The following is a 12,230-nucleotide window of genomic DNA, read 5'->3' as shown; positions in this document are numbered from 1 at the left end:
CATGAATAAACTACTAAAAGACAACAGCTACTCGCAACCCTTGTTATTCAAGGGAGCAAAGACAGAAACAGGATTCAGCAGCCAGCCGACTGAGAGTAAATCTGGCAGTTGCGCCCAAAAACTGAAGCCACAAGATTCTGGCTACACGATTATCGAGTCATTGGTAGCGATGATTGTAGTTTCGGTGCTGATGATCGCGATCGCCCCCGTGATGGCCTTCTCAGTAGCGACTCGCGTCCAAGCGCGGCGGATCGAACTGGCTGCGATGGCGGGGAGAGCTTACATTGACGCTCTGAGAGTGGGGGCGATCAGACCTAATGATGCAACAAGCCCAGTAGGTTTTCCTACCGACACTGCTGCTCCTCCTACAAGCTCCAGTGGTTTGTACTGCGTTGACACGGATGGGGGAGGTTGTGCTAGCAGCAAAGACTTTTATATTCAGGGTGTTCGTCCCCCAAATACAGGAACCACTATTCCCACAGACACAGGCTACAACCTGATTGTGCGGGTTTACCGGGCCGATGCTTTTTCTTCTTCGGGCACGCTGACAACTACACAGCAATCAGTCGCTAATTCCGGTCTGGGCAATCCTAAAGCGCCTTTGGTGGTAATGCAATCAGAAATTCCCCCTACTACAGGAGAGGCCTCCTCCTATGGATCGTTGTGCACTCGCCTCCAAGGTGATTCTCAAAAGTGTACCAATTAAATTCCTTGTTATTAGATTAAAACCGCTCCCCCCATTTGACAAAGGAAAAGTCAAAATGAAAACTTTACTCAGGTTGCTTCTCAAAAGTCAGCACCAGCGAAACCGCTCCGGGCCAACTCAAACAGAAAATGGGATGACTCTGGTCGAGCTATTAGTCGGAGCAATTATGGCGTTTTTAATCCTTACGCCGATGCTCGGTTTTGTAGTCGATATGTTGAATACCGACAGGAGAGAACAAGTCAAATCAAATACCGAGCAAGACCTTCAGGCCGCCGCTGATTTCATCTCCCAAGATTTGAGTCAAGCTATTTATATTTACGATAATAATCCCGCTACTACCAGCACTCCCACCACGACTCCTACAGGCATCCCTGCTATCAGCTCTCAACTTCCGTCTCCTGTTGATGGAACTCCAATCCTCGTATTTTGGAAGCAGCAACCGAGGAAAAATTCTGTTCCTTTTAACCCAGAAGTTGCTAAGACGGTAAAACCAAAAGATTGCGATACTAACCCTGGTAAATGCAACGACACCTATGTACTATCATTAGTTGCCTACTACCAGATTAAAGAAACTGATTCTACTTCTATTTGGTGTCAGCCTTCAGGAGGCACTTGTCCTACCCGCATTGCTCGCTACGAAATTACGGATGGAATCAGAGACCCTAACGCGACAAATACTACAGATCCTAATTATCCTTACTACAAAGATAGTGAGACAAAAGACACTCAACAACGAGATCCAGCTTTTAATACAAGTTTTGACTTTAGTAAGCCCACGGTAAATGTGACGATGCCGGGAGCCGTTTTTCCCGATCCTGAAGTATTGGTTAACTACATCGACCACAGTACAGGGCCGGCAGTCACAGGGACTGAATGCCAGACTGCTCTTGGTAATCCTATCGACCAAAGAACTGCAACAGCAATCGGAGAAGCAACGCTAAGAATACCCTCGCCAGACGACCAAATAAATAGCTTCTACGCTTGTGTAGATACCTCGAAAAACTTAGCCAGAGTAACTATAAGAGGAAACAGCCTGCGTCGCCTTCAACCCAACGATACTGCTTACAACCCCAACAAATCGGCATTTTTCCCAACAGCAACCGTTCAAGTAAAAGGTCTAGGTGCAATAGGAAAATAACGGATTTCTAAAACACATTTCCGAATCGCCGCCCGCCGATAAATAATAGGAGAATACCATGAAAACCCCACCGATATTATTAAAACTTTTGCATAAGTGTGCTGCCAAGCCTACCCCTAATTTCCACAAAACTGTATCCAGAAAAGGCGATGGAGGATTCACGCTTTTAGAAGTGCTCGTGATAGCGTTAATCATAGGTATATTAAGCTCGATCGCCGCTCCAAGCTGGCAGGGATTCATCAACAGACAAAGAGTTCGCACCGTGAACGATCGAGTTTTGCAAACCTTGCGAACTGCACAAAGCGAAGCAAAGCGAACTAAGCGCGATGTCACAGTTACATTCAATTACGATCCTAATGCTAATCCGCCAGTTAAGCCAACATTTACGATCGATACTAATACTCCACAAAATTTGGATGCAGGAGGCGAAATAAAGCCCGGACAGGTCAAACTTTTTGCTCAAGGTAATGGAGTTTCCACAATCAAATCAATTACTTTTAATTACCAAGGCTGGATCACAAGCCCATCAATACAGAGCAGAACGCCACGACAACTAACTGACGGTTTTACAGTGACAATTTATCCACCCGGTTCTCTACCTAACACCGCTGCTAAGCAGTGCGTAATTGTGGAAACTCTCATAGGAGGAATGAGAACTGCTGAAGGAAATGATTGCCCACCACCATCCTAGCTTTCAATAAATTTAATTTTAATTTCTAACAGCAATTCCGCATAAGTTCGGCATTGCTAAAACATATTAACTTAAATTATTTTATATTTCAAATCCTATTAAAACAGTCAAAAAATGCAGCTAGAACTAAAACAAATAATCATCCAGCCAGGAAATCAACTATTACTCAAAGACATAACCTGGCCGATGTTTGAAACCCTACTAACAGAATTGGGAGAAAGTCGCGCATCCCGACTTTCATACAGCAAAGGAACATTAGAAATCATGGTTCCCCTACCCGAACACGAAATTGGTAAAGTCCTGATTGGTAACTTAGTCGAAGCACTACTCGAAGAACTTGGTATGGAATTTTGGTCTCTAGGTTCCACCACATTCAAAAATCAAAAAATGGCTCAAGGAGTAGAACCAGATACCTGTTTCTACATCCAAAACGAAGCCGCAGTCAGAGGCAAAAGCCGCATCGACTTAGAAACAGACCCACCTCCCGATTTAGCCATAGAAATCGACCTCACCTCCCGCACTCAGTTCAACAACTACGAAGCATTAGGAGTACCCGAATTGTGGCGCTACAACGGCCGCAACCTGCAAATCAGCGTACTGCAAGATGGAAAATACCTACAGTGCGATCGTAGTCTCCAGTTTCCCAACTTCCCCATCACCGAGCTCATCCCCGAATATTTAGAACAAAGCAAAACAGCCGGCAGAAACGTCGCGATGAAAGCCTTTCGATCTTGGGTGAGAGCACAAATTTAGCGGCGACGATGACAAAACTGCTGTAGGGAAACCAAAGCGATTAAAAGGGCGGGTTTTGGAGATTGTCAATTATTGGCAGATATTGTTGGTGAACCCGGCCCTACCGTATTAGGGGTAATCGATCGGACATGATATAACTAATAACTCAATACCCTTGGGTTAAAATTATTTATTCCTCGGAGATCCCCCTAAATCCCCCTTAAGAAGGGGGACTTTGAGAAGAATCTTGTCCCCCCCTTATTAAGGGGGGCTAGGGGGGATCGAGCTTCACCCAAGCGTATTGACTAATAACTGCTTAACTAACCAAGCGATCGCCCCTGCAACATCAGCAACCTTTTCAACATCCGCAATCGGCGGCCGCTGCACCATCACCACCGGCATTCCCAGTTCCCTAGCCGCAACAATTTTCGCATAAGTAGCACCGCCCCCGCTGTTTTTACTAACAATAGTATCAATCTGATATTCTAATAGTAATTGGCGCTCCTCATCCAAAGAAAAAGGCCCCCTTGCTAATAACAATTTACCATGAGGAATAGGAGAATTGAGTGCCGGAGGATCGATCGCCCGCATCAAAAACCAAACAGCATCCAAACCAGCAAAAGCAGCCAATTCCTGCCTACCAATGGTGAGAAACACCCGCTGAGACTGCCCTAATAAAGCCCTTGCAGCCTCCGAGTGGCTGGCAACTTCAATCCAGCGATCGCCCTCCACCCTCTCCCAAGCAGGCCGCACCAGCATCAAAAAGGGCACATTACATTCAGCAGCAGCAACAGCAGCATTAGCAGAAATCTGAGCCGCAAACGGATGAGTAGCATCAATCAAAAAGTCGATCGGGCGATCGAGCAAAAACGCCGCCAGCCCAGTCGCCCCACCAAACCCCCCAATTCGCACCGAACCCGTTTTTGGGGTAAAAGGCTGTTGAGTGCGTCCTGCTAGCGAAGATATCACCTCAATTTCAGCAATTTGAGACGCTCTTACCGCCAATTCAGCAGCATCCCCCGTCCCGCCCAAAATCAGCAAGCGTTTTTTCACCAAATTATCCCTAATACCAATTTAATGTGAAGTTGCACATATCTCGATCCCCCTCGCATCCCCCTTAAGAAGGGGGACTTTGAGAAGAATCTTGTCGGGAGCATCTCATATTTGTAAAAACACTTCTTCTGGCTTCTTCCTTCTTTCTCCTGCCTCCTGCCTCAAAACTCCAATTTCTACCTTGCCTGCTTTCATTGAGATGCTCCCATCTTGTCCCACCCCCTACTCCCCTTATTAAGGGGGGCTAGGGGGGATCGGATTCTATGCAACCTCATAAAAAATTGGTATAACTTATCCAAGCAACCCCGGCAAATTCGGTTAATAATATGTTTAGCAAAGTTTAAACTACCAACAACAATGATTCGCTCACTTTTCACATTTTTTACAGTATTAATTGTAACCGGGTTAGTATGGTTAGGAAATATCGCGCCCGTTGCCGCCCAAGTACAACCAACAGATATCACCGATCCCCAACAGGAATTGGGAGAACTCGTTCAAAAAGCTTTTGAAGCTACAAATGAAGGCAAATTTCCCGCCGCAGAAACTTTTTGGACTCAAATCATTGACAAATTTCCCTCAGAAGCCGCCGCTTGGAGCAACCGAGGCAATTCTAGAGTCAGCCAAAACAAACTACAAGCCGCTATTACCGACTACGAAAGAGCGATCGAACTAGCACCAGACGCCCCCGATCCCTACCTCAACCGCGGCACCGCCCTAGAAGGTTTAGGACGCTGGGAAGAAGCGATCGCCGACTACAATCATGTACTAGAATTAGACTCCCAAGATCCAGCCGCCTACAACAACCGAGGCAACGCCGAAGCAGGTTTAGGAAAATGGGAACAAGCAATAGCCGACTACAGCAAAGCCTTTGAACTAGCCCCCGAATACGCCTTTGCCCGCGCCAACCACGCCCTCGCACTTTATCAAAACGGGCAAACCAAAGAAGCAATTCGCAACATGAAAAACATCGTCCGCAGATACCCCCAATTTGCCGACATGAGAGCCGCCCTCAGCGCCTGTCTTTGGGAAGCAGGAAAGCGCGGCGAAGCTGAAAGCAATTGGGTAGCAGCCATCGGCCTCGACTCCCGCTACAAAGACATCGATTGGGTTGCCAATAACCGCCGCTGGCCGCCACTTGCCGTCAGTGCATTAGACAAATTCTTGCACTTGCAATAATCTCAAAGGGAAAGTTGACTGTTGACTGTTGACTGTTGACTGTTGACTGTTGACTGTTGACTGTTGACTGTTGACTGTTGACTCGATTTTATTATTCCGATACAACCGGAAACGATATCATTGGTTATTTGTTATTTCGACAACTAACAACTAACAACTGACAACTAACAACTAACAACTAATACCAATTTAATGTGAAGTTGCACATATCTCGATCCCCCTAAATCCCCCTTAATAAGGGGGACTTTGAGAAGAATCTTGTCCCCCCCTTATTAAGGGGGGCTAGGGGGGATCGGATTCTATGGAACCTCATAAAAAATTGGTATAACAACTGACTAATTCCCAAATCCGCGCAGCAGTCAACTCTTCGACATTCCTGAAAACCGCTGCAGCACCCGCATTTTCCAGCACTGCAGCATAAGCCTCGCAGCGCACAGAATCATCCAAAACATGAGGCGGCAAAATTCCAGCCCCCAGCCAAACCCGATTTGGTTGCACTTCCCGCGCCTTCACAACCGTGTAAATATCGGCCACAGTATCTCCCGCGTAAATCACGGGCAAATTTTTTTCTAAACCGTGCAGATTTTCCAACTGTTCAATTGCCGCGAAAAGTCCAGCCGGATCGGGTTTTCCCGGTGCATCTTCCATCGCCACCAACATGGGGGAATTTAAACTCAGTTTCCCTGACAAAACATAAGCAGCTTCATCCCGCATCGCCCCGCTAAAAAAGCCCCAAACAACTCCCCCAACCGTTAAACTTTCCAGGTAAGCCGGACTTAACAACAGCGGTTCGTCGCAAATGTAACCAGTCCAATTTTTCTCATCGGGCCCGCGATAGCGACTTTGGAAAAAAGCCACTAATTCCTCATAGTTGAGAGCGAGTTCATTTCTCGATCGGCCAATCCCCTCAAAATAACGGCAAACTAACTCAAAAGACGCCTGCCAGTCATTATTCCACACACCCTCCGACTTCAGAGAGTCGATATCGAGAGAATTCGGACGAAAAGCACCCGCCGTGAAATGTTCCACCGCATCCGCGATCGCCCGCCGGTAGGAACCCGACACATCCCGCACCACACCGTCAATGTCGAAGACTAAAATAACTCTGTTCACAACTTAACTAATCCTTGTACCTAGGGCCGGTGAGAACCAATACGCTTGGGTTAAAACTGTTTATTCCTCCGAGATCCCTTGCAGCATCCCCCTTAAGAAGGGGGACGCAAGAGTAAGTTCTTGTCCCCCCCTTCTTAAGGGGGGCTAGGGGGGATCGGGATCGGGCCCAAGCGTATTGCGGTGAAAACCCAAATTTTATCTTTTCCCAGCCCCTGAGTGGCGCTAAAACCAGCCGCGCCACAAAACTTTTCATGGCCGATGACCAATTATCGAACAGAGTGTGCTACGCTTAGCGATTGTAGAAATTTTTAACAAGTTCGATCGGAACCCTGGAGGTTTGCTTGTCCAAGTTCATCTTAAAAGTTCTCTGGCTAGAAGAGAATGTTGCCCTCGCCGTTGACCAAGTTGTAGGTAAAGGAACTAGCCCGCTGACATCCTACTTTTTCTGGCCCCGCAAAGATGCGTGGGAAGACCTCAAAAACGAACTCGAAGCCAAACACTGGATTGCTGATAACGATCGAGTCGAAATCCTCAACCAAGCCACAGAAGTAATCAACTACTGGCAAGAGGAAGGCAGACGACGCCCGATGACTGAAGCTCAGTCAAAGTTCCCCGAAGTGACTTTTACCGGCAGCAACTAAGCCCAGCTTTAAGTTGCTATCCATATAAATTGCCTGTTATGGCTGACGAGGGGAAGGAGAGAGGGGAGAAGGCGAGAGGATTTGACGCTTTTTCCACCTCGCCGTGAAAGATAAAATTTGAATTCGCTACAGCTTATATGGATACTAACTCCGATTTTCAGACCTAATCTGGTTTTGGGCTTGGTCGATAGATTTGAGATTAGAGATTGGGATTTTATGCAAAATAAAGCTCTAAAATCGCCTTTTCTAAAATCTTAAAAATACTAAGCAACGAAACCAAAGAAATCTAAAATCGGCTTTTTTATACTTTTAAATTGTACAGTCAGCTCTCAAAAAACTTCCCTATGACTAATGACTAACGACTAATGACTAACGACTAATGACTAATGACTAATGACTAATGACTAATGACTAATGACTAATGACTAACGACTAATGACTAATGACTAATGACTAATGACTAATGACTAATAACTAATGACTTCTTCGCGGAATTTATGGGCGCCGACAGTACAATCAACCAGACCGAACAGCTACCGCTGGTAGTAAATCCCGACATTCTCCAGCAAGCTATCCTCTACAAAATTAATACTCGCGTAAACGCTCGCGGAGAATTAATTTTCCCCTGCGTACCGGGAATGCTAAGCCACTATCTCAAGGCAATAGAAAATCTATTTAGCACTCTCGACAGACCCCTGCCCGAAGACCGCAGAGACGAACTCAGCAAGCTTTTAGCCACCAAGTTAGAACAAGGCTACCGCACCTCCACAGCATCGATGCTGATCCTGCAATACGAATCAGTGCAGCCGCCACAAACCGGTTTAGCCTGCAAAGTGATTGTTACTACCTCAACAGTTGGAGAACAGTACAAAAGCTGGGTAGACACCAGAGAACCTCCGCTTTTCGGCTCTCATCCAGACGCAAAATTGATGACAACGGCTGCTAAATTGGGCACGCCCGATCGAGTGCGGATTTTGGACGTGGGGGCTGGTACCGGCCGCAATACCTTGCCGCTGGCGAGATTAGGCTATTCTGTGGATGCGATCGAACTAACTCCCGCGTTTGCAGAACAATTGAAAGCGGCAGTAACAGCCGAAAACCTTCCCGTCACAGTGACTGAAGGCGATGTGCTCGACCCCTTAATGCGGATGAAACCTGCCCGCTACCAGTTAGCAGTTGCCGCCGAAGTCATCTCACATTTTCGAGACAGCGATCAAGTACGGCTTTTCCTCGCTAAAATGTGCGATTCCCTGTCTCCCGGAGGTCTGTTGCTGTTCAGCACGTTTTTAACCGTCGGCGACTACCAGCCAGATGCCCTCGTGCGACAAGTTGCCCAACTCTCCTGGTCTACTTTATTTACACCCCAAGAACTCGCCACCGCCATGGAAGGGTTGCCCTTAGTCCCAATATCCAACGAATTGGTGTTTGAATATGAACGCCACCACCTGCCGGAAGGAGCCTGGCCACCGACGCCTTGGTTTCCCAGTTGGGCCACCGGTCGAGATGTCTTCCCGATGGCAAACGCACGCCCGCCAATGGAATTGCGCTGGATTTTGTGCCGCCGAAGTTAAAAAAAAATCAATCATTTCTAGACGGACACAGCAATCAAAAGCTTTTATCGGCGGTCAAATTTTCCTCAAATACTTTTATTTCAACAGCTTAAATCCGGTTCGCTGTTAATATTGTCCAGCCTGGACAGAAAAATTTACAAAAATATATATTAAAATGTAAAGAGAGCGAAGTTCGATCGCCTCTGGGTGACAAACCCAGTGTCTGATTAGATCCAACGCTTGCCAACCTTTTATTTCTTGCGAAAAATTGGGTTGCTAATGGCAATCGGGCTTGAATAAAAGTCGATCGTCATCTCAATGGGTGGAACTAGAGTTAAGATAAGTTCAACAAACCTATTCCTCCCGATAGATGAATTTTTGGGGAATAGGATTAGCCAATAGATTAGCTCGCTAGTCAGCGATGCTGCTGAGAAACAAATATGCTTTTAACACGTCCACTACAAACGTTTGGAGCAATCTTCGGGCACAAACCTTCCACAAATAGATCATCCATCGACCAAAAAACCAGTAAAAATTATTGGGAGGGGAATATTGAGCCCGCTGTAAACGAACAAATTGACTGGTACATCCAAGTGGAAATGCTAATGAGTAACGCTAAATCTTCCTGCACCAATGAAGAGATTACTGCTTGGCTGCGGGGATTGCTGACAATTGCTTGGGCAGACGGCAACTTTGACGAAGACGAGCAAAAAATGATTGCAAATCTAACTCAGGATGAACTACACCCGGTATCTTTTGAGGACGGTTTTGAACCTATTGCCCCAGAGGAATTAGCCGCTGTGTTAGGGAAAGACACCGCCAAAGGCGAGGATTTTTTGAGGACAGCAGTCATGGTAGCTTTGGCAGACGGTACCTACTCGCTCAGCGAAGACGAGGTAATCTACAAGTTTTGCACAGCTTTGGGTCAGAACGTAGAGGTCATCGAAGCTCTGCGACACACTATCGAAGACAGCAAGTGCGATCCGCAGGGGCCCAGCAGCCAAATCGTCTTTGATGCGATTGTCCCCCCCGTAGTCGGAACACCCCTTTCATCTCAGCTACCTAAACCTCACCAGAAAAATGTCCTGCAACCCGTCAAAGACTGGCTTGACGGCTGGGAAATTCACGACCCAAAATTGGCACACTTTGTCTGTAAAATTATTCCGCCCCAGTGTCCGTTTGAGCGAGATGTCGTGTTATTTGGTCGCAAAATCGTCCACATTCCGGCGATGTGCCAGATTAACCCGCTTTACGAACAGTTAGTCGGGATGCGCTTTCGAGCTCTCTGCTATTTGGCAGATGAATGTAAGGAAGATGTATCGTCCTATTGTTAGTAGTCAGTTGTCAGTTGTCAGTTGTCAGTTGTCAGTAGGCAGTTGTCATTCTTGTGAAATATTGGATTAATGAGTGTAACTATTAACCAATGACTACTAATTAGTCCAAAATGCAAAAACCGGGTTTTTCTAGGACAAAACATCGTTACACCCATCCGCGCCAGTAGAAAAGCCAGTAGAAAAACCCGGTTTATTCAGTTTTTGTGCGTGAGTCCTGCTAAGCTCAAATCTGCTTTGATAATACTAATTAAACAAAAGTTTTGGTACAATCCTCAATCTTATACAAATTATTAAAAATCGCAGATTTAGGAGCCGGAAACAGCATTGCCGATTCCCTACAGATGCTCGCGTACAATCTCTTGCTCTGCACTACTTTTGAGAATTGGTATAATTATAATTTTAGGGCAAGTGTAAGTCGCGACTAAACTGGGCTGTCGTCTGCCGACCCGGACTAAAGCAAAAGGGGAATATGGTACTTGGATCTGGTATCATAATAACTACTGACTAATGACTAATAACTACTGACTAATGACTAATAACTACTGACTAATGACTAATAACTACTGACTAATGACTAATAACTACTGACTAATGACAACTGACTAATGACAACTGACAACTGACTAAATTATGCAATTTATCGATCGAGCAGATATTCAAGTCGCAGCCGGCAAAGGCGGCGACGGTATGGTAGCTTTTCGCAGAGAAAAGTATGTACCGGCGGGCGGGCCCAGTGGCGGCACCGGCGGGCGGGGCGGTTCTGTGTTTATGGTGGCGGTGGAAAGCCTGCAAACGCTGCTGGATTTTCAGTACAACCGGATTTTTAAAGCCGATGACGGGAAGCGTGGCGCGCCGAAGAATATGACGGGGGCTTCTGGGGACGATCGCACGATCGAAGTTCCCTGCGGTACAGTAGTTTACGACGCGGAAACTCAGGCAATCTTAGCAGATTTAGTAACGCCCGGACAGACGTTTTGCGTTGCCCAAGGCGGCAAAGGTGGCTTGGGAAACAAGTGTTTTCTGACCAATTCCAACCGCGCTCCAGATTATGCGATGCCGGGAAAAGAAGGAGAACACAAATTTTTGCGTTTGGAATTGAAGCTATTAGCTGAAGTGGGAATCCTGGGGATGCCGAATGCTGGCAAATCCACCTTAATTTCAGCTTTATCTGCGGCTCGGCCCAAGATAGCAGATTATCCGTTTACAACTTTAGTCCCGAATTTGGGCGTAGTCAGAAAACCGACTGGCGACGGTACGGTGTTTGCAGATATTCCGGGATTGATTGAGGGAGCTCACGAAGGTGCTGGCTTGGGTTACGAGTTTTTGCGGCACATTGAGCGGACTCGGTTGTTGCTGCATTTGATTGATATTACGGATGAAGATCCGATCGCCAATTACGTCACAATTCAGGAAGAGTTAAAGGCTTACAGACGTGGTTTAGCCGATAAACCGCAGATTTTGGCTTTTAATAAGGTAGATGCGATCGACCTCGAAAGCGAAGAAATCGCTAATTTAATCAGCCGAATTAAAGAAATTAGCGGCGCTCCTGTTTTGTTGATTTCCGCCGTTAGTAGAGTTGGATTGGATGAATTGATGCAGCAAGTTTGGCAAAAACTCGACGAGATGAACGAGAAAGAGGCGGCCGAACAGTTAGCAGTCGCGAGTGTTTAATCGCTTTCTGGTTCGTGGAATTTCCGTGAATGGGTAGGTGTTTTTTTGAGGGGTCAAATCTTTCGGCTGTAGGACGGGTGCGGCAAGGTTTGAGCCTCTGTGTCTTGAAAAACGATCGTTTAAAAGTATCTACCGACTGCTTTAAATCGCCTACAAGCGTGACGGTGAAAGTTCCCAAAGGTTTATGGTGCAATCGCTAAGGCTGTGCGGCAAAGGCGGGAAATTTATTATTAGAAGGTTGAGCTTATTTTGCGGATATGAGTTGAGCTGCATTCAGGGCATTTCCTCAAAATTCGCCTTATTATCCCTCATCAACTCATATTGTAATTCCGCAACGCCCTAAATTACTAGACCTCTTGCAAAAAAAATCTATGTTATAATTAGAGGTTTTGAATTTTAGACCTGAAAGCTAACTCATAATTGTA

The 12,230-nt window shown here is 46.3% G+C and carries 11 protein-coding genes; 9 read left to right on the top strand and 2 right to left on the bottom strand.

Going from position 1 to position 12,230, the window contains the following annotated elements:
• The first annotated feature begins 1 nt into the window (after position 1).
• The 4 genes from QUB44_RS25495 (at position 2) to QUB44_RS25480 (ending at position 3,288) form a co-directional block, all read left to right on the top strand.
• Positions 2 to 706 (top strand): prepilin-type N-terminal cleavage/methylation domain-containing protein, encoded by a 705-nt coding sequence (locus QUB44_RS25495; protein WP_333371888.1) that lies wholly within the window; start codon positions 2 to 4, stop codon positions 704 to 706.
• Positions 707 to 761: 55 nt separating this feature from the next.
• Complete coding sequence (gene hpsC, locus QUB44_RS25490) at positions 762 to 1,844, top strand: hormogonium polysaccharide secretion pseudopilin HpsC (RefSeq protein WP_333371886.1); 1,083 nt, start codon at positions 762 to 764, stop codon at positions 1,842 to 1,844.
• A gap of 58 nt (positions 1,845 to 1,902) precedes the next feature.
• Positions 1,903 to 2,535: a prepilin-type N-terminal cleavage/methylation domain-containing protein gene (locus QUB44_RS25485; RefSeq protein WP_333371884.1), complete on the top strand. Its 633-nt coding sequence runs from the start codon at positions 1,903 to 1,905 to the stop codon at positions 2,533 to 2,535.
• 114 nt (positions 2,536 to 2,649) lie between these two features.
• Positions 2,650 to 3,288 (top strand): Uma2 family endonuclease, encoded by a 639-nt coding sequence (locus tag QUB44_RS25480; protein ID WP_333371882.1) that lies wholly within the window; start codon positions 2,650 to 2,652, stop codon positions 3,286 to 3,288.
• A 267-nt stretch (positions 3,289 to 3,555) separates the two neighbouring features.
• Here QUB44_RS25480 and QUB44_RS25475 read toward each other — a convergent pair whose 3' ends face one another.
• Positions 3,556 to 4,320 carry a cobalt-precorrin-6A reductase gene (locus QUB44_RS25475; protein WP_333371915.1) on the bottom strand — a complete coding sequence of 255 codons (765 nt, stop codon included), beginning with the start codon at positions 4,318 to 4,320 and terminating at the stop codon, positions 3,556 to 3,558.
• 357 nt (positions 4,321 to 4,677) lie between these two features.
• On the opposite strand from QUB44_RS25475, the gene QUB44_RS25470 reads away from it, so the two are divergent.
• The gene (locus QUB44_RS25470) at positions 4,678 to 5,496 is read left to right on the top strand and encodes a tetratricopeptide repeat protein (protein ID WP_333371880.1); all 819 of its coding nucleotides are present in this window, start codon (positions 4,678 to 4,680) and stop codon (positions 5,494 to 5,496) included.
• A 309-nt stretch (positions 5,497 to 5,805) separates the two neighbouring features.
• On the opposite strand, the gene QUB44_RS25465 is transcribed toward QUB44_RS25470, so the two are convergent.
• Entirely contained in the window at positions 5,806 to 6,609 is an 804-nt protein-coding gene (locus QUB44_RS25465) for a TIGR01548 family HAD-type hydrolase (protein ID WP_333371878.1), read from the bottom strand.
• A 329-nt stretch (positions 6,610 to 6,938) separates the two neighbouring features.
• On the opposite strand from QUB44_RS25465, the gene QUB44_RS25460 reads away from it, so the two are divergent.
• From QUB44_RS25460 to obgE, 4 genes are all read left to right on the top strand, one after another.
• On the top strand, positions 6,939 to 7,250 hold the full coding sequence (locus tag QUB44_RS25460; RefSeq protein ID WP_228042653.1) for a 30S ribosomal protein PSRP-3: 312 nt from the start codon (positions 6,939 to 6,941) through the stop codon (positions 7,248 to 7,250).
• Between the two features lie 497 nt (positions 7,251 to 7,747).
• The gene (locus QUB44_RS25455) at positions 7,748 to 8,821 is read left to right on the top strand and encodes a class I SAM-dependent methyltransferase (RefSeq protein WP_333371876.1); all 1,074 of its coding nucleotides are present in this window, start codon (positions 7,748 to 7,750) and stop codon (positions 8,819 to 8,821) included.
• A 419-nt stretch (positions 8,822 to 9,240) separates the two neighbouring features.
• Positions 9,241 to 10,134 carry a Mo-dependent nitrogenase C-terminal domain-containing protein gene (locus tag QUB44_RS25450; RefSeq protein ID WP_333371874.1) on the top strand — a complete coding sequence of 298 codons (894 nt, stop codon included), beginning with the start codon at positions 9,241 to 9,243 and terminating at the stop codon, positions 10,132 to 10,134.
• A gap of 630 nt (positions 10,135 to 10,764) precedes the next feature.
• On the top strand, positions 10,765 to 11,805 hold the full coding sequence (obgE, locus tag QUB44_RS25445; protein WP_333371872.1) for a GTPase ObgE: 1,041 nt from the start codon (positions 10,765 to 10,767) through the stop codon (positions 11,803 to 11,805).
• The last annotated feature ends 425 nt before the right edge of the window (positions 11,806 to 12,230 follow it).

Source organism: Microcoleus sp. AT3-D2 (assembly GCF_036705715.1).
GTDB lineage: Bacteria > Cyanobacteriota > Cyanobacteriia > Cyanobacteriales > Microcoleaceae > Microcoleus.
Note: the sequence above shows the minus strand (reverse complement) of the source record. Positions and strands in the feature narration are given on the sequence as shown.